We start from the raw sequence: 19,348 nt of genomic DNA, 5'->3' as shown, positions 1-19,348 counted from the left end.
AGAATGGAGGAGATACCATGATGAGACAATGGAAAAAAAGATTGCCCAAATTTATTTTGACTTTGATATTATCCGTTTCGCTGCTGACATCGTGCGGTAAAATCCAAGAGCAGCCATATAACAACCCATTAGTTGAGAGTAATCCCTCACCAAAGAGCAGCTCCCAGCCCAAGGTTAGTTCCAATGAGCTGCTTTATAAAACCTTTGAGGAACTGGTAACAACTAATGACAATTATACGCTGCAGATAAGGGAAAAAGACCGCAGTAAAGCATATAAGGCATCGGAATTATTAAAACACACTGTTTTGGACATGCTGCAAAAGTCTGAAAAGCTAGATGCTTCAACCGCTAAATACTCCGGCTTTAATTTCAACAAATATGACTATAGCTTGGAATTTGATGGGGCAAACCATATTTTGCTGTCTGTTGAGGATAGCACTTTTTATATGAAAGAGGATACGAATATCTATCGACTTTGGGGAGACAGCAGTGGCTTTTGGAAAAACTTATTAATAGATGAGTTGCAAACTTCAATTGACCTGCCGGATAAGGTGCAGGACAGTATGAGAAAGGCTTACAGCCATGATGTTGACGGTGACGGCACAGCGGAGGATGTTGTGCTGGCATTTTACAAGTCGCCGACAAAAGATTCAAATGGGAAGCTTAAGCTTCAAGTAGGTTTAGGTGAAGTTACAGTTGAAACGGAGATAGGGTGGGTAACTGAACCATTCCACATAATGTATGATGCACCGTCAGTTGAGTTTATTCCTAAAGATAAGGGCTCAGTTGTTTTTATATCATACTCATGGATGACAAATGGGGTAGGAATGACAGGGGAATGCAAAGCTTATGAATATAAGGAAAACAAATTGAGGGAGTTTAAAATTGATCTGCCGGATATGGAATTCAGTTATCTTAAAAGTGGAAAGGTGAGAGTTGCTTTTCCTCAATTAAACAAGCAATGGACAGCTGATCCCGCAGGTGATATAAAATCCTTGGAAGATGAAAGCGGATTTGAAATAAGCGAGCTATTAAAAGGAAAAATGGGATTTTATCCACATATTTATCGATATATAGTAAATGATTTTGACGGGGATGGCAAAAAGGAGATTTGTTCTCATAGTCTTATGAGGTTTCAGTTGCCTCCAAATCTAAACCTGGGTTCTCTATATACTATATATAAATATGATACAGGAAGAATAGTTCCTAAAAGCGTGACCCTGCTTCCGCCCTATGACGAAAAAAATAAAATGGCAATAATAAAAAATGAGTTGGTCGAAAATATATTCAATTTGGGTTTTCTGGATTTCGAAAGACCTGAGGACAAGGAGCTGTGGGACAGCTTGGAAACACAGAATGGGAAATCTGATTTTGAAACGTCTGTAACAGAACTATTTGAGGAAGGTTATATTAAGAAGCACAACAACAGGATTTTTATAAATAGCCCTGCTGTTATATCTGCTATAATGATTGATTAAAATTTAACCGATATACAAATAAATACAAATGCATAAAAATGGGTGAACATAATTGTTTATTATATTGTTATATATGTCAATGGCATCATCAAGTTTGTTATTGGCAAATACAATGCGAAAAAAGAATAAAACACCTGTTGCACGAATGTTTATTTACTTATTATCCGCATTGCTGTATAGTGGCATAATGGATTCTATAACGCTGCGGGGATTTATATTTTCTATTCCACCCGATAATAGCCTTTATGATGTATTTTACAGATCAAAGGATATACCGGTTTTCTTTATTCCGGTAATATTTTTACTTATGAGTCTTGTCTATATAAACCCTAACGCTAATATCAGAAACCCTAAATATTTATGGTTCTGGGTTCTGCCATGCATAAGTTCGGTTATGTGGGCGACAAATGACTGGCATGGCTTGCTGTGGAAAGCGTATGATATACACACAGGAAAAACCGATATAGGTTATTATGGCTATATTCATGTTGCTTACTTATATGCATGTGTATTTATTGGATTTTATAACTTCCTAAGATATGCATTAATAAATTCAGCTGCATATTTTAAACAATTGATTTTTATTATATTAGGTATTATACCGCCTATGGTATTAAGTATCACCAGCCTGTTCTTTACGCCTTTGACGCCTGATGATATGGTTATATCCTTTTCGGCTACTGCTTTGTTTTTCTGGATAGCCATCAATAAATATGGATTTTGTGATATTACACCAATAGCATTAAAAACAATAATGGATCATATGTCAGAGGCTCTTGTAATCATTGATAAAAATTTGACAGTTGTAGACTTCAATAAAAAGTTTGTTGATTTATTCGGCAATTCACTAAAAATCAATATAGGAAACAGTTTTCAGGAGATAGCTAAAACACTTGAAATATCATATGTAGAAGGTGCAAAGGATGATCCGGGTTGCTATAACACTTATGAATACAATAATATTAAAACCCAGGAAAAGAGGTACATTATCAACGGAAGTGAAAGATTTTTTGAAATAGAACCTGCTGTAGTTACGATGAATAAAAAGAATATGGGGCAAATTATTCTATTTAAGGATGTTACCAGGCACTATGAAAGTATGGCTATATTAAGAGAAAAAAATATTCAGCTCGATAAGTACAACACCGAGTTAAAGGTGCAGAATGAAAAAATAGTAGAGCTGAACCAAAGGTTAAAGGAACTGGCTGACATGGACGGATTGACGGGAATATTTAACAGGAGGGTATTTAGCGAAAAGTATGCCGAGAAAGTCTCAAAAATATTAAAGTATACTAAACATAATATAGACATTGGAAATGTTGAGGATTTTGGTATAGCAATAGTGGATATTGATGATTTTAAAAAAATAAATGATAAGTACGGGGCATGTTGTAGGAGATGAAATCTTATGTCAGCTGGCAAAGTTGCTTTTAAATAGTGTTAGTGATGGAGATATTGTATGCAGATATGGCGGAGAAGAGTTTGTCATACTTTTCAGTAATACCGATGAGCAAAATATTATTACCATTGCAGAAAGGATCAGACAAGAAGTTGCACTGCATGAATTTGATTTTGGGAGTATGTCACAAAAAGGTCATATCACAATAAGCATGGGAGTTGCTGCATACATAAACGACTCTTTGGAATTAAACCGGGATTTGTTTGAAATAGCAGATGAGAGGATGTATACTGCCAAGATAAAAGGCAAAAATCAGGTTGTATACAGATAGAATAACTTCACAATAACCTCATAATAACTTATCAAAATAACTTATTCTAAAGAATTGCCATTTAAATATTTATATTGCACTTTGCCAATATCTTTGGGTATCTCATCAGTAACAATAACCTGATCAGGAACTTTGTAGGCTGACATCTTCCCCTGACAGAATTTCAGAATCTTTCCCCTGGTAATGATGCAGCCTTTTTTGGGCTGAATATAAGCTACAATCCTTTCCCCTATTACCGGGTGCTTTTCTCCAATTATTGCAATGGCTTCTATATCGGGATGGGTCAAAAGAAATCCTTCTATCTCTTCAGGGCATACGAGATTGGAGCCTCTTTTTATTATACGTTTAGCCCTTCCGGCAAAACGGACTCTTCCATCCGAAAGCTTCATTCCGAGATCTCCCGTGTTAAACCATTTCAGACCGTCAAACCACTTGAGTTTAAGGGAGGTTTCCTTCTCGTTTTTATAGTATTCCGTAATGAGTGCGTCGGTATGAATGAATATTGTTCCCACCTGACCAATCTGCACCTCATTCTCATGATCATCAAGAACCTTTAGTTTTGTGAAACTAAGGGGACGAAAAATGCTGGGATCGGTATCCATGTCATACAGTGAATCCCATACTACCATGGTTCCGGTTTCAGAAGAGCCGATGATATTAATTACACGAATACCAAGCTTTTCATAAAAGACTTTGGCAATGTCTATTGGCAGTACCTCACCTGCAAAATAACAAATACGCACGCTTGAAAGATCAAAAGTGTAGAGTTCAGCAGCCGATAACAATATTTTAGCTAGGGTTGTTGTAAGTTGAATAACAGTTATCTTTTTTTCAACGATAATGTTTAAAAACATCAGTGGATCAAACAAGGTCTGGTACACGACGGTTCCGCCTTTTAAGACCATCTGGAGCCCCATGCCGAAACCACCCTGGTGATACAGGGGCATGCCCAAAAGCATTATGTCCCTATGGTCAAACCCTAGATAATCTGCCATATCAAGCTGGGATTTATAAAAACCTATATGGGGCACTGCAATTACTTTAGGATTTCCTGTGCTGCCTGATGTACAGGCAAGCATAAGAGTGTGATTATCCTTAGGACAGTATATGACATCTGGATTTTGGGCGTTTTCAGAGATGATGAAGTTTCTGAAGGGCTTGATACCATCTTGCTCCATTTCCAAATCAATACCTATTATTGTTTTGAGGGAGGGTATATCCTTACATGCGGTTTTGATGTTTTGTAAAATATTGTTTGCCCTGTAGGACGAGGCGGCAAAACATATCTCAATGTCAGCCAGTGTCATAAGCCTGACCATTTCCCACTGTCCTATCTGGGGATCTAAAGGAACCGGCTGGGCACCGATTTTTACTGCAGCCCAAAATATTTTATACCACAGAACAGAGTTTGGCATAATGATGCCTATTTTTTGATTTGGACAAACCCCAAGGTTAGCCAGAGAATAGGCTATTAGATCAGCATCCTTAATAAATGCATCATAGGTGGCATTTTCATTGTTGATGGACACCAATGTATTGTGAGGATATAAAACACTATTTCGTTTTATAACTGAATAAATATTTCTATTTATTTCCCTCATTTTTGATGTCCTCCATTAATTTTTTATTTTACAGCAGCTGACATCCTGTGCAGAAATAAATGCTGCCGCCCATATAGTTTTCTTTTACTATGATACCGCTGCAAAGTTCACATGTGTTTCCTGAGGTGTTTTTGCTGAGCTTGGTCTTATACCCTCCAAGGCAGCCAAACAGGTCTTTTTCAGTATCTCTTCCGCCCTGGAATGTCATTTCTGCCAGAGTGGATTTAACTGAGCTAAAGATGTTATCCTTATCTTCTTTAGAAAGATCTCGCACTTTTTTCTTGGGATGGGCTTTAGCATTGTAAAGAATGTCCTGAAGTACACCATTCCCAAGTCCGGGAATTCTTTGCTCAGTTGCAAGAAAAGCCTTTATACTAAGCTTCTGTACATCAGGAGCATTAACCAAGCTGTCAAAGTAATCTTTGTCAAATTCATCGGACAGGGGTGACGGCTTGTCCTTTGCAAGCTTATAATACTTATTATCCAATTCGCCTGCTTTAAAACAACCTATTCCTGCATACATCTGAACAGATACACTGATAGCCGTTGCATCTTCAAACTCAATTAAAAGCTGGTGTTTTTTTGGTTTCTCCTCATTTTCTGAGTGATACCTCATGCCCAAACCTTCATGTAGTAATATTATAGAATCTTCAACTTGTATTTCTATCATAGAACCGTAACCGGCAGCTTTACCTATTTTTTTACCTGAAAGCAGCCTATTGTAGTTTTGAGGGTCTCCATAGAACCAAGCAAACTTGTGGGGGGTATGTGCCGCAGTTACGTTTAGGATTTTCTTATTTAATACTGTTTCATTAATTTGTTGTGCCATTGCTAAAGCTTCTGGTAATTCTATCATGAGCGTGCCTCCTGAGTATTTGAAAAGGTTTATTAATGGTTGTTTTTTACATATAATTTATTATATCAATTTATTTGGAGAAATGCTATATTGTGGTTGTTGTTTATGTGTAAATTCATGTGTACCTAATTGTGCTAAAATTAGGTAATAGAATCGATTGATATAGAGAGGTTTATGGAATGATATGTTAATATAAAAATCCAAAGAGGAATGTGTGTGGAAGCAAAAAAATTAGGATTTATGAGTTTACTTTGGCCGGACATAGAAAAATTTAAAGAAGTAAAACAAGTAATATCAGAGGATCATTGCATAGTTTCAAGTCTGGAATTAAAGGAGCTTTCAAAAGCTTTAAGTATAGATTCCGCTCATTTGGTTTCGGTAAGGGATATCTTAATAAACTTAAGCGAAGACACTGATGTTTTAAATTATAGACTCGACATTATTGAAGATTTACAGCAAAACCCTGAGATTGTCTCCTGTTTTAAATAGGTGCTTCCATTATTGGATGGGATGGCAGTTATAAATGCACATAAAATTACTCGAGAAGTCCTTTTGCAGGAAACAGCTTCCCGGGTTGGAGAGCTTGAAACTTATGTATCATGTGTTATTGAAATGAAAAAGGATATTTATGATTCAGGAGCAAAATTAAAATCAAAGGGGCTAAAAAAGATTTCTGAAGCTATAAAAAATAAAACGGAAGAGGATACATTTAAGGCAATGGAAAAAGAGCTTCCCGATCTTCTGAAAGGCCTGAGAAAAATCTCAAGTGTAAGCCTAGGAATAAACTTTAATGCTGAACTTAATCCTGTTGAATTTACAATAGTTTCGGTAAACGATGAACCATATAAAGAAATACATTACTAAACCGTTTGTTTAATAAAAAATCATCTGAGCAATATACAGGAATATCGCCTATTGTCACAATTGAAGCCATAGAGACTCTAAAGTATAATCAGGTAGTAAAGGAACCAAATCCATTTCATATTGCAATTTTTAAGGAGCTGGACAGGATAACCCAATCTGCTGAAAAACCCATAGCACAGGCTATATCCAAATATATTAAAATAAATGCAAGGATACTCTTGGGTATTAGAGCCGATATAGTGTTTTTATTAGGGACGGAAAAGCTAATAACCAATATGAAAAAATCAGGGATGAGAGTTTTGAAAAACTTTCATCTGCTTTAACGGACAGGGACATTATCTAGATTAATCACTTTTAATCTAGCAAGTATCAAAATCAGCATTTTTTTGACCAAATTTTCATTTTATTGGTACTGAGAAAATATATATGATAAACTTAGTACATAGAGAAAATTGAGAAAACGTATCAAAATCCTGTACTCGCTTTTAATAATATATTAATAGATTTTTCGGAGGTGTGCGGATGAAAAGATTTTTAAAATTAATTGCTGCATCAACCTGTTTGGTGTTTTCTCTTTTATGCATCAGCCCAGTCAGGATTAATGCAGCAGATGTTGCCAGACCGCAGGGGTGGACGGAAGAAACCCACAGCAAAAAGGCGGATCCTAATTATCAAGTGGTTTTCCCTGAGGATAAGGTAAACCGTATTGACATTACTATCAGTTCACAAAACTATAATACAATGGAAACTAATGTAAAATCCTTGAATATGATGAGTACTACAGACCCCATATATGTGCCGGCTACCGTAAAATTTAACGGTTATACCTGGACTAATGTGGGCGTAAGATATAAAGGGTCAAGTACGCTATTTACTCCATTGCAAAGCGGAAAGCATAAACTTCCCTTACATTTAAAATTCGACAAATTTGAAGATCAATATCCTGAGATTGACAATCAGAGATTTTATGGATTCCAGGACCTTAAGCTTAGTAATTGTTGGTATGACCCTTCTTTTATAAGGGACAAACTCACAAGTGATATTTTCCGTTCAGCAGGTGTTCCGACAGCCCGTGGTGCATTTTACAGGGTGTACATAGATAGCGGCAGTGGTCCTGTATACTGGGGATTGTATACTGGATTTGAGGATGTTGCCAATAAGATGCTTGATACTCAATTTGGAAGCGATGAGGGGAATTTGTACAAAGGCCTTGCAGCTTCAACTGGATTTGGTATGGGGACAGCATCAAACGGAGCTGATTTGACAGTATTCAAAAAGGAAGGCTATGAGAAGAAGACCAACGAAGATGCCGATGACTGGAGCGATCTGCAGGCACTTGTTACAGCACTTAATGCTCCTAGGTCCAATGCAGCAACATGGAGAGCAAACCTTGAAAAAGTTTTTAATGTCAATCTTTTTCTCCGCTGGCTTGCAATAAATACTGCAATTACGAACTTTGATACTTACGGCTGGGTAACCAAGAACCATTATTTGTATCAGGATGTTGCGGATAATGGACGAATGGTATATATTCCATGGGATTTCAATTTGTCACTTACCGAAGATCCATTCGGCATGATGGGTATGCCTGGTATGGGCGGTCTTCCCGGTATGCCTGGTATGGGAACTATACCTGCTACACTTTCCTTAAATGAAATCGGAAATAATTGGCCTTTGATTCGCTATTTGATAGATGATCTGGTTTACAAAAACATTTATCACTACGAGATGAAGAATGCAATGAGCACTTGCTTTAATCAAGCAACTATAACAGCGAAAATGAGCCAGCTTCATGAAATGATACGGCCATTTACAGTAGGGGCTGAAGGCGAAAAAAGCCCATACAGCTTCCTGACAAATGGGGCAACGCAGTTTAATCAAGGACTTACAGATCTTAAAAACCTCGTAACTAAGCGTCATAGTGCGGTTAACAGCTACCTTGCGGGAATAACAATTTCTCCAACACCGGCAGCATCTGCAACTCCAACGCCGACGCCGACAAAAGCAAGTCCTACACCTACTAAGGCAAGTCCGACAAATACACTTTCGGGCTGGGCGGAAGATGTTAACCAAGACAGGACAGTAAACATGTCGGATGTTATATTGATAGCACAAAGTTTTGGGAAAATCCTAGGAGAAAGCGGCTATGCTGTAAAGTGCGATATAAATAAAGATAATTCAATTAACATGTCAGATGTTATTTTGATTGGATTAAAGTTTGGCAAAACTTATTAACAGTTCGTATTGTAATAACTAGGGCTCTTTGGATTAATTACTATTAGTCTGGACAGTTCTAGTTTTTTGTTTTACTGGAAAATAAATAAATGTAGGTAACGTGTAAAATTAGAAAGGAGCGGCCAAATGTATAAAACATAAACCGTCATCCATAGAAATGTTGAAACTGAATATTTAAAGCTAATGGAATATATTATACATCAAAATATAATTTTTGAGCAAACTAAATGGTAAGAGATTGTAATATTATTAATGTATTCAAAGGGTATTAAATATTAGGGAGGAGTAAGGGAATATTCCCACATCAAATCAATATGAATGCAATAAATACATGGAATAAAAAAATATTGGTTATAGTACCTGCTTTTAATGAAGAAAAAAGCATTTCAAAAGTGATAAACAACTTGTTTAACTCAGGTCATAATATTGATCTTGTAGTTGTAGATGACGGCTCATATGATAATACCTCAAAGATTGCAGAGGATTATGGTGTGAAGGTTTTAAAGCTTCCGTATAACCTTGGAATCGGAGGTGCTGTGCAAACAGGCTATCTTTATGCAAAGGTGAATAATTACGATATAGCAATTCAATTGGATGGGGATGGACAACATGATCCTGCTTATTTAGGTGATCTGATAGCCCCTTTGCTAGATGGTCATGCAGATATGGTAATAGGGTCAAGGTATGTGAAGAAGACCGGCTATAATTCAAAGTTATCAAGGCGCATTGGGATGGTGTTTTTTTCAGGGCTGGTTACTCTTCTTACCGGAAACCCCATTAAGGATACTACATCGGGGTTTAGGGCTGTAAATCGGAAAATACTCGAATACTTTGCGGATAAGTATCCCTCCGATTACCCTGAGGTGGATGTTTTGATAAGACTTCATAAAAAGGGATTTAAAGTTATGGAGATCCCAGTAGAAATGAATGAAAGACAAGGGGGAACCTCTTCCATCACACCCTTTAAATCTGCCTATTACATGATTAAGGTGAGTATTGTATTATTGATTAATTCTATCAGATCGGGTGCTTTGTCATGATAATGAATATTTACTTGTTCTCTGTTATTTTCAGTATCATGTTTTTGTTAATCGTTGTTGAGCTTGTGAGAAAAAATAAGCTGTCGGAAAAATATTCGTTGCTTTGGATTTTTTTCGGTGTGGTAATTTTAATGTTATCGGTATCACCTGTCTCTATAGAGAAGATATCCATGTTAATTAACATAAAATATGCTCCGTCAGTATTATTTGTTTTCGGGCTGCTCTTTTTAATTTTATATTCGTTGCAGATAACCATAGTAGTTTCAAATCAGTCAAAAAGAATAATTCGATTGACTCAGGAAATAACATTGATGAAAGAAAAGTTGGATGGGGAGAATAGAATGGACACTTTAGAGAATAATTCAGTTTCAAATCTTGAACAGGCGGATAATGAAGCGGTATAGCACAATAAATTATATTAAAAGTGTTAATTAGACAATAGGGATTAAGATTAATAATTTACGCAAACATATGCTAAAAAGTAATAAAGTATCACTTCGCAACATAATGAATAATGAGGTGATATGTTAATGGTAATTGTTAAAATGAAGACAAGGCATATGGGTGTTTTCTTTGCCCTTATACTGGTTTGTGCTATGGGCTGCGGTTTTTACAAGTATAAACAGAGCATTGAAGTTGAAAAATATTTTGAATCCATAAGCTTTAATGTCGGTGAATTTGGGAGAAACAATTTAGTATCCTTCTTAGTATCTTCAGACTCGGACATAACAAATAAGAACATTGAGATTTTTGATATCGCAAGGGGAGAGGTAGTAAGGGAGGTTGAGGCAAATCCTGTTGCTCGGAAGGAAGCTCTCGGATATTTAGCGAAGATCACAGGAATGTTTGGAAAAGTTAGGGCCTTTCCCGAAAAGGGGTACATTGTCAGGGTGCCTTTAGTACCATCGGCAGAAATAAATAACAAATGGCTTACCGATTATGGGGTAAATTCATTAGACCAAGTCTTTATAATCTTTCCTAAGCAGACAATACCTTATCTGCTAGTCCTGGATGAAAAGAACAGGCCGCTGTTTTTCAATTTTGAGGGCGGCATAAATACTTTACTGGAAAATCTCAATCTGAAGCTATAAAAAAATAAACTTTCATGTTTGTATGAAACTTAAGTACTTAACTTTTTACTTTAGTTTTACGATAAATACATGAAAGAATATTTTGAGCATAAGAGGATTGAAATGTGATAAATAAAATCAGTTTTTTTAAAAAATATGTTCTGATTCTATTTATAATAATTGGTACAGTAATTTATTTGTATTTATGGCAAAAAAACTATGGACCTGTTCAGCCCACAGCCCACCAAGGCTACCTTGACTTGTCTGATTGGAACTTTGGCAAAAACGGTAATGTCAGACTGGATGGAGAATGGGAATTTTATTGGAACAGGCTTCTTACACCCAATGATTTAGTTGAGCCAAAAACAAGTACTCTTACGGGATATATTAAGGTGCCTTCCGATTGGCAGGGCAGCATAGGAAATGTACGGCTTTCTGATAAGGGAGCTGCTACCTATAGATTGAAGGTTCACTTGGGGAATGGCCTGGCGGCAGCTGGGATAAAAACCACCAGTATCCGTATGTCCAGCCGTATTTTCATTGATGGCACTGAAGTTTTGTCCAGTGGAAATCCGGCTTTGTACAAAAAAGATGGATATGTTATGGCAAATACACCCTATTCTGCGACCTTCTATCCAAAAGACAGGGACATAGAAATTATCGTTCAGGTTGCTGACTTTGACTATAAGAAAGGTGGCATAGTACAAAGTATCTACTTAGGAAATCAAAAGAACATTTACATGTTGTCGGTACGCAATAACTTTTTAAATGGCTTTTTAGCTGCTTGCCTGTTTATTACAGGGCTGTATTACTTTTTTGTGTTTTTGGGAAGGCGAAAAGACCTGAGCATATTGTATTATAGTTTATATGCATTTACATTTTCATTATTTGAAAGCTTATATGGTGAGAAAATCCTTCTTCAGATGTTTGAAAGCCTGTCAGATCGATATGATATACTGGTAAAGATTCATAATGTATTGCTTCATTTGACAATAATTTTCGTTTGCTTGTTTGCTAAAAAAATTGCAGAAAAAGCAATACCGAAGTGGTTTATAAAATCAATCCTTATATTGTTCGGCGGATATTGTGTGTTTTTTATACTGTTTCCTCTTTCTACAGCATCTGAATTTCAGAACATAGCCCTGCTATTAGGTATGGCAGCCTATGTATTTATAATTATCGTGTTTTTATCAGCTATTATAAAAAAGCAATATGGGGCTCTCGAGAAATCCGAGCTTATACGTTTGGTTGTGGCTTTTACCTGTGTGTTGTTATATTTTGCTGATGGCACATTGTATCTGAATAATGTCAAAAGTGACAACTATGTTGGATATATGTTTATGATAGTCTTTATTGGCACGGTATTCTCTCTGCTTTCAAAGCAGTATAACAAGTCATTTAATACTTTAGAGACTATGAACATCCGACTTCTTGAACTGGACAAGCTTAAGGATGCTTTCTTGGCTAACACTTCCCATGAACTGCGTACGCCGCTGAACGGTATTATCAATATCACCAATTCGGTCATGGAAAGCAGCCGTGGAACACTTGGAGCAATGCAGGAGAAAAACCTTCAGATAGTTATATCTGCGGCACGGAGATTATACAACCTTATCAATGATATTCTGGATATATCAAACTTGAAAAATGGAGAAATCCGGCTATATAAAAGGCCTGTTGATCTGCATTCGGTAGTAGGTATGACACTATATGTATTAAGCCAGCTTAAAGGCGACAAGGAGATAGAATTTATCAACAACATACCCGAAGGAATTCCTCCTGTCCAGGCAGATGCTGAACGCTTGCGTCAGATTTTTTACAATCTGATAGGAAACGCCCTTAAATTTACTCAGCATGGGTATATTGAGGTGGGTGCAGCTATAAAGAATGATTATGCAGAGATTTGGGTCACGGATACAGGCAGCGGAATTCCACAGGACAAACTTGAGGACATCTTCAAGCACTTCTTTCAGGTAGATTCTACTGAAACAAGGGAAGCAGGGGGGACAGGACTTGGCCTTTCCATAACAAAAACACTGATAGAACTTCATGGCGGAAGCATTTGGGTGAGATCGGAAGAAGGAAAAGGAAGCAGGTTTTTATTCACACTGCCTTTGAGTAGGGAATCTAAAGCTGATATGCATGTGGAAAGTATAATCAGAACACTAAATAAAACAGATGAAATTTCAGGTTTAACTTCACCTGAAGAGAAAGAAAAAAGAACATATTCAATCCTTGCGGTGGACGATGATCCTGCAAGTCTTACTGCATTATTCAACATTCTTGATAACGAAGGCTATTATGTAAAAGCAGTGACAAGTGGAGAAGAACTTTTAAAGGAGATTGAAAGACAAAGCAGGTACAACCTTGTTATATTGGACGTCATGATGCCGAGAATATCAGGCTTTGAAGTGTTGAAAAAAATCCGGCAGCGGTTTCAGCCCATGGATATACCGGTACTTATGCTCACAGCAAAAGCAAGGCCGGAGGATTTACAAGCAGGATTTGAAGCCGGGGCCAATGATTATCTTTCAAAACCATTTGAGGCCTTAGAGCTAAAGGCAAGAGTAAGAACCCTTGTACAACTTAAAGAATCAGTCAATGGAATGGTTACCACAGAATTATCCTTTTTACAGGCACAGATTAAACCTCATTTCCTATATAATTCTTTAAGTGTAATAGCTGCACTCAGTACGCGAGAGCCTCAGCGGACAAAGGAGCTTCTTTATGATCTGGCAGATTATCTGAGAGGAAGCTTTAACTTTGAAAACTTTGCAGGAGTGACTCCCATTGCCAGCGAGCTTGCGACAGTCCGTGCTTATATTTCCATTGAAAAGGAACGCTTCAGAGGCAAGCTGAAAGTAGAATATGACATAGATGAAACCATTGATATTTCAGTTCCCATGCTTGCAATTCAACCACTGGTTGAAAATGCCATACGTCATGGCATACTGAAAAAGCCACAAGGCGGTATGGTGAGGCTCGGTGTGAAAAAGAGCCAAAAAGCTATCATTATTTCAGTACAGGATGATGGTATTGGTATCCCGCCCGAAAAACTATCGGAACTGTTTCAAGAAAAAAATCCAAAGACAGGAGTGGGACTTAGGAATATCCAGCGGAGGATGATACTTTACTATGGTCAGGGACTGGATATTCAGAGCATAGTAGGGCAAGGAACAACTGTAACAATGAAAATATTCAATTCGAATAGAGGTGATGAGGTATGATTCGAGCAATATTAGTTGATGATGAGCATGTGATACTGGAAGAATTAAAGATGATGCTAGGTGATTATAAAAATATCAAGGTAGCAGGTGCATATTCAGATCCGTTGGAGGCACTGCGAGAGCTGCCTTCAACAAAACCGGACTGTGCATTCTTGGACATAGACATGGCTGGTGTAACCGGCATAGAGCTGGCAGAGAAGCTTTGTCAAATTAATCCCCACATGGAAGTGTTGTTTGTTACAGCCTACAATCATTATGCGGCACAGGCCTTTGACGTAAATGCAATTGACTATATGTTGAAACCTATACGCCCTGAACGGCTTAACAAAGCTGTTGAAAAGCTGATTATGAAGGTTAAAAATAAATCGGAAATGCAAAGCAACGTCTGCAATATACGCTGCTTCGGCTCCTTTGAGGTTTCTGATGGAAGCCGTACAATCAAATGGAGCCGCTCCAAATCAAAGGAGCTTCTTGCCTATCTTTTACAGCATGAAGGAAAGGGGCTGACAAAATATAAGCTTTGCGATGAGCAGTGGGCGGCGTATGAGCCGGAACAAGCTCTGGCTTATCTTCAGACCTCTGTATATGCCTTGAGAAAAAGCTTGAAGGAAATAGGGTGTAAAGGGATAAATATTGAGTATAACGATGACAGATATATTTTGAGGGTTAAGGATGTAGACTGGGATGTGAGGCAGTTTGATAAAGCATATGAAATATTTACTCAATCCGGCACCATTGAAGCGGCAAAAAACGCAATACAATACTATAGGGGTGAGTATCTTGAAGGTGAGGATTGGATCTGGTCAGATATTGTCCGAGAAAGCTATATTTGTAAATTCAATGAGCTGCAAAAGAGGCTTAAGCCTTTGGTGAGAATCTGAATTTGGTGAAAAGGCTTAAAAAAATCAGATAAACCCAGAAATATGAATATAAATTCATTAAATCAAGATAAAGGATGGCCAAAAGCTGTCCTTTTTTGTGTTTTGCTAGTGATTTGCTAGTGCTTGTTTGTAAAATAAAAGTATAGTCAAATAAATAATCAAGGTGGTGAAGAGTTGAGAGTGATGATGGTGGATGATGAGGAATGGTGCCTGAAGGAACTATCCGACATTCTATACGAAGTAGATGGGATAGAAATAATAGGCACATATTCCATAGCAGTAGAAGCGATGGAAGCAGCCATCAGGGAAGGAACTGACATCATATTTGTAGATGTTCAGATGCCAGGTATGTCTGGGTTGGACCTTGCACTGGCTTTGAAAAGGCGATTGAAGATGGTTTATATTGTACTGATGTCGGAAAAGGAATGCTTTGCCCGGAACGGCTTTGATATTGGGGTAGAGGACTACATACTGAAGCCGCTCCGAAAGGATAGGATTTTGAAAGCACTGGAAAGAGCAGGTTAAAAATACACTAATGTAAAGGAGCTCCCTTATATGAATAAAGTATATCAAATCAGACTAAAACGTATTTATGTTTGCATAATAACCATCTTATATTTGTTTACATGTTTTAACTTTTCATCATATGGATATGGAGATAATTACACAGAAATAACAGAAGGAAATTTCAAGTATAGGATTAGAAATTCCACTGCTTCCCTTGTCCAATATTTTGGAACTGCTTCATCGGTTACCATACCAGCAAAAACAAATGGAGGGTATCCGGTTACAAGTATTGGTGATGGGTATACAGATCAGTCCGGAAGCAAAACTGGATACAGTACAGGTATGAATTATACAGGACAAGCAAACACTACATTGACTAGTGTGATAATACCGGAAGGTGTAATTACAATTGATGATGGTGCCTTTTATAACTGTCATACACTAGCAAATGTTTCCCTTCCTTCAACACTTACAAAAATTGAGTTTGGAGCTTTTGTTGATTGCTGGGAACTGCAAACACTTTCTCTTCCTTCCAGTATAACTTATTTGGGAAGTAATTTTATAAGAGGTGCACCCGTCAATACGCTGGTAATACCCCATGGGGTTGCTGATATCGGTACTGCTCTTAGATATTCAACAGTTAGAACAGTTACCTTTTTATCAGGAACTACAATAATACCGGATGATTATCGTACAATTTACAGTGGAAATTCTAGTGGAGGATCATCGGACGAATTTAAAACACTTATAAAAGGATATGCTGGTTCTACAGCAAAAGCCTATGCAGAAAAATATCCCACACTGTTCAAATTTCAAGAAATACAAAAAACACTGCTAAGCATCAGTCTTGATTCAACTAACGTCAAGTTAAACTATAAGATAGGCGAAACTTTAGATATTACAGGATTGGTTGTAAATGGTGCTTACTCCGACGGCAGCACTCAAGAGGTGAACATCACTTCAGCCAATGTATCAGGCTTCAACAGCACTCAGGCAGCAACAGATAAAGTATTGACTGTTAGCGTAAGCGGCAAATCCTCCACATACAAGATAAATGTTCTTACTCCTAACAGTTTGGAAATTACATCCCCTGCAACCAAGTTGGATTATAACCTAGGCGATACACTGGATATTTCTGGACTGGAAGTAGTTGGAAAGTATAGTGATGACACCACCATACCTGTTAACATTGCTGCAAATAATATAACAGGATTCAACAGCAGTGTGGCTGCCGAAAGTCAGACTTTGACCATTACAGCATTTGGCAGGACAACTACCTATAATGTTAAAATATCCGGTCCACAAAGCATAGAAGTCAATACACCAGCTACTAAATCAACATACAAATTAGGAGAATCTTTGGACATTACAGGACTAACCGTAAGAGGAATATTTTCCGGTGATGTTGAAAAGGATTTGAGCATTTCACAGTCCGATATATCAGGCTTTGACAGCAGTATGCCAGTTAACGGGCAGGTTATTACCATTACTATTGGTGACAAGACAACAACATTCACTGTTGATATTATAGGTCCTGAGAGCATATCCATATCTGTTCCTGCACAAAGACTGATTTTTCCGGTTGGGAGCACATTGGACATCACGGGAATTGAAATAACTGCAAATTATAGTGGTGATGAGACAAAAACCATAAATATTACTAAAGACAACGTAACCGGGTTTGATAGTTCAACAGAAGTAGATGGTCAGATATTAACCATAACAGTTGCAGAAAAAATAACCTCATATACTGTTGATATAAAAAATCCCACAAGTATATCAGTAACCGGAGCTGCTTCCAAGTTAGTATATAAAATTGGAGAATCATTGGATTTATCAGGTCTTGAAGTAACTGGAACCTATCCCGGTGATATAACATATGTTGAGCCTATATCACCTTCCCATATAACCGGTTTTGACAGCTCTAAAATAACTGAGACTCAAGAGCTTACAATTACATATTTCGGACAAACATTGAATTACACTATAAGTGTAATTGGACCTGACAGTATTTCCATAAAAACTCTGGCTGCAAAATTAAGCTATAAAACCGGAGAAAGCCTGGACATAGCAGAACTGGCAGTAGAGGGCACTTATAGCGATTTCAGTAAGAGGATTGAAAATATTACTGCGGAGAATATAACAGGATTTGATAGTTCAAACTTGGCAGATACTCAAACACTCACCATAACCTTTGCCGAAAAGACAACAACTTATGATATACAAATAATAGCTCCCGACAGTATTTCCATAACTAAACCCGCCTCAAAACTGAGTTATACAGTTGGTGATAAACTTGACATTACAGGACTTGAAGTAACAGGCACATATCCTGACAGCAGCACAAGAGTAGAAACCATATCAAAAAATGATATTACAGGATTCAATAGTGCCTCGGCGGTCAAAAGTCAAACCCTTACAATTACTATATTAGGGAAAATAGTAACTTATACAGTATCTATAGTTGCTTCTCCATCAAATTCATCAATTAACAATAGTGTTCCTACCAGCATTCCAACTTCTACATCAACACCGACTGAGGCAAAAGCCACACCAAACGTAAAGGATGAAGACAAAAAGAAAAACCTGGATGATTCTTCGTTAATTGTAATTGCTACTACTGATACCAAAGGCAATGCATCAGCTAAAATTACACAATCTGAGGCGAATACTGCCATCAATAAGGCACTAGCTAAAGCTGTCAAGGATGGGAAAGAAGCGTCCGCTAAAATTTTGTTTGAAGTGGAAACACCTGCAACAGCCAATGCAGTGGAAGTCAATATAGACAAAGATTCAATAAAGCTAATACATGAAGGTAAAGCCGATTCCTTTACTATTTCATCCCAGGTTGCTTCTATTTCATTCGATAAAAAGACATTTTCAACTATTTCAAATGCAAATTTGGGTGATATAAAAATTACAGCTTCAAAGGTTGAAGCATCAACATTATCTCCGGATACCCGACAAATTGTAGGAGATAGACCTGTATATGATTTCAATGTTACAAGTGAAGAAAAAACCATATCACAATTTGGAGGAAATGTGGCTGTATCAGTTCCTTATTCACCAAAGCCGGAAGAAGATATCAATGCAATAGTGGTTTATTACATAAATGATAAAGGTGTGGCAGAAATAGTTAAAAACTGCAAATACGAAGCCACAACAGGTAAGATCACATTTAAAACCACACATTTCTCAAAATATGCTATTGGCTATAACAAATTAAGTTTCTCCGATGTGACAAGTAATGCTTGGTATAGTGATGCAGTAAGCTTTGCATCATCAAGAGGAATCACTGTTGGTAACGGTAATGGTAAATTTGAACCGGAAAGCAAATTAACAAGAGGTCAATTTATTGTTATGGTTATGAGAGCATATAATTTAAAACCGGATGAGAATTGGACAGAAAATTTCAAGGATGCAGGAAACACATACTATTCCGGATATCTTTCTTCGGCTAAAAGGCTTGGTATAACTAATGGAATCGGAAATGACTTATATGCTCCTAATAAAGAAATAACAAGACAAGAAATGTTTTCTATGTTATATAATATATTAAAGAAAATTGAACAATTACCTGCAATTTCAGATGGTGAAAACATTGAACGCTTCGGTGATTCCGGTAATATCGCTACTTGGGCAAAGGAAGCAATGACTCTGTTCGTAAATAATGGAATCATTAACAGCAGTAATGTAAAGCTTAACCCTCAAGATTTGACAAATAGAGCACAAATGGCACAGGTTATTTATAATCTGTCAAATATGACTTTGTGAGGATAAGCCAATAATTCTGGCTCTTATAGAGCATCTATAATAGGCACTATTAAAAGAAATCCCTCCTAAGTCTCTTGTTATAAGA

General features: G+C 37.2%; 16 protein-coding genes. 14 read left to right on the top strand and 2 right to left on the bottom strand.

Annotated elements, in window-relative coordinates:
* Positions 1 to 17 precede the first annotated feature (17 nt).
* Genes VIO64_RS15750 through VIO64_RS15740 form a run of 3 tightly spaced genes read left to right on the top strand, consistent with a single transcriptional unit; the run spans position 18 to position 3,208 of the window.
* Positions 18 to 1,478, top strand: coding sequence for a hypothetical protein (locus tag VIO64_RS15750; RefSeq protein WP_331919933.1), 1,461 nt, complete (start codon positions 18 to 20; stop codon positions 1,476 to 1,478).
* Positions 1,479 to 1,530: 52 nt separating this feature from the next.
* Positions 1,531 to 2,880, top strand: a complete 1,350-nt coding sequence (locus VIO64_RS15745) for a histidine kinase N-terminal 7TM domain-containing diguanylate cyclase (protein ID WP_331919931.1) — start codon at positions 1,531 to 1,533, stop codon at positions 2,878 to 2,880.
* Between the two features lie 22 nt (positions 2,881 to 2,902).
* Complete coding sequence (locus VIO64_RS15740) at positions 2,903 to 3,208, top strand: GGDEF domain-containing protein (protein WP_331919929.1); 306 nt, start codon at positions 2,903 to 2,905, stop codon at positions 3,206 to 3,208.
* 41 nt (positions 3,209 to 3,249) lie between these two features.
* On the opposite strand, the gene VIO64_RS15735 is transcribed toward VIO64_RS15740, so the two are convergent.
* Both VIO64_RS15735 and VIO64_RS15730 read right to left on the bottom strand, forming a co-directional pair.
* On the bottom strand, positions 3,250 to 4,809 hold the full coding sequence (locus tag VIO64_RS15735; RefSeq protein WP_331919927.1) for a class I adenylate-forming enzyme family protein: 1,560 nt from the start codon (positions 4,807 to 4,809) through the stop codon (positions 3,250 to 3,252).
* Between the two features lie 28 nt (positions 4,810 to 4,837).
* Entirely contained in the window at positions 4,838 to 5,665 is an 828-nt protein-coding gene (locus VIO64_RS15730; protein ID WP_331919925.1) for a DNA-formamidopyrimidine glycosylase family protein, read from the bottom strand.
* 216 nt (positions 5,666 to 5,881) lie between these two features.
* On the opposite strand from VIO64_RS15730, the gene VIO64_RS15725 reads away from it, so the two are divergent.
* From VIO64_RS15725 to VIO64_RS15675, 11 genes are all read left to right on the top strand, one after another.
* Positions 5,882 to 6,154 carry a hypothetical protein gene (locus VIO64_RS15725; protein ID WP_331919923.1) on the top strand — a complete coding sequence of 91 codons (273 nt, stop codon included), beginning with the start codon at positions 5,882 to 5,884 and terminating at the stop codon, positions 6,152 to 6,154.
* A 21-nt stretch (positions 6,155 to 6,175) separates the two neighbouring features.
* Positions 6,176 to 6,529 (top strand): hypothetical protein, encoded by a 354-nt coding sequence (locus VIO64_RS15720; protein ID WP_331919921.1) that lies wholly within the window; start codon positions 6,176 to 6,178, stop codon positions 6,527 to 6,529.
* A 5-nt stretch (positions 6,530 to 6,534) separates the two neighbouring features.
* Positions 6,535 to 6,852 carry a hypothetical protein gene (locus VIO64_RS15715; protein ID WP_331919919.1) on the top strand — a complete coding sequence of 106 codons (318 nt, stop codon included), beginning with the start codon at positions 6,535 to 6,537 and terminating at the stop codon, positions 6,850 to 6,852.
* A 199-nt stretch (positions 6,853 to 7,051) separates the two neighbouring features.
* The gene (locus tag VIO64_RS15710) at positions 7,052 to 8,764 is read left to right on the top strand and encodes a CotH kinase family protein (RefSeq protein WP_331919917.1); all 1,713 of its coding nucleotides are present in this window, start codon (positions 7,052 to 7,054) and stop codon (positions 8,762 to 8,764) included.
* A 314-nt stretch (positions 8,765 to 9,078) separates the two neighbouring features.
* Entirely contained in the window at positions 9,079 to 9,804 is a 726-nt protein-coding gene (locus VIO64_RS15705; protein WP_331919915.1) for a glycosyltransferase family 2 protein, read from the top strand.
* Positions 9,801 to 10,208, top strand: a complete 408-nt coding sequence (locus tag VIO64_RS15700) for a DUF2304 domain-containing protein (RefSeq protein WP_331919913.1) — start codon at positions 9,801 to 9,803, stop codon at positions 10,206 to 10,208. The genes VIO64_RS15705 and VIO64_RS15700 overlap by 4 nt, the downstream gene beginning before the upstream one ends.
* Before the next feature lie 126 nt (positions 10,209 to 10,334).
* On the top strand, positions 10,335 to 10,895 hold the full coding sequence (locus tag VIO64_RS15695; RefSeq protein WP_331919911.1) for a hypothetical protein: 561 nt from the start codon (positions 10,335 to 10,337) through the stop codon (positions 10,893 to 10,895).
* A gap of 104 nt (positions 10,896 to 10,999) precedes the next feature.
* Entirely contained in the window at positions 11,000 to 14,101 is a 3,102-nt protein-coding gene (locus tag VIO64_RS15690; RefSeq protein ID WP_331919909.1) for an ATP-binding protein, read from the top strand.
* Positions 14,098 to 14,982, top strand: coding sequence for a response regulator (locus VIO64_RS15685; RefSeq protein WP_331919907.1), 885 nt, complete (start codon positions 14,098 to 14,100; stop codon positions 14,980 to 14,982). The genes VIO64_RS15690 and VIO64_RS15685 overlap by 4 nt, the downstream gene beginning before the upstream one ends.
* Positions 14,983 to 15,165: 183 nt before the next feature.
* Positions 15,166 to 15,507, top strand: a complete 342-nt coding sequence (locus tag VIO64_RS15680) for a LytR/AlgR family response regulator transcription factor (RefSeq protein WP_331920013.1) — start codon at positions 15,166 to 15,168, stop codon at positions 15,505 to 15,507.
* Between the two features lie 30 nt (positions 15,508 to 15,537).
* Positions 15,538 to 19,263: a bacterial Ig-like domain-containing protein gene (locus tag VIO64_RS15675; RefSeq protein ID WP_331919905.1), complete on the top strand. Its 3,726-nt coding sequence runs from the start codon at positions 15,538 to 15,540 to the stop codon at positions 19,261 to 19,263.
* Positions 19,264 to 19,348 lie beyond the last annotated feature (85 nt).

The sequence above is a fragment of the Pseudobacteroides sp. genome, assembly GCF_036567765.1.
GTDB lineage: Bacteria > Bacillota > Clostridia > Acetivibrionales > DSM-2933 > Pseudobacteroides.
Note: the sequence above shows the minus strand (reverse complement) of the source record. Positions and strands in the feature narration are given on the sequence as shown.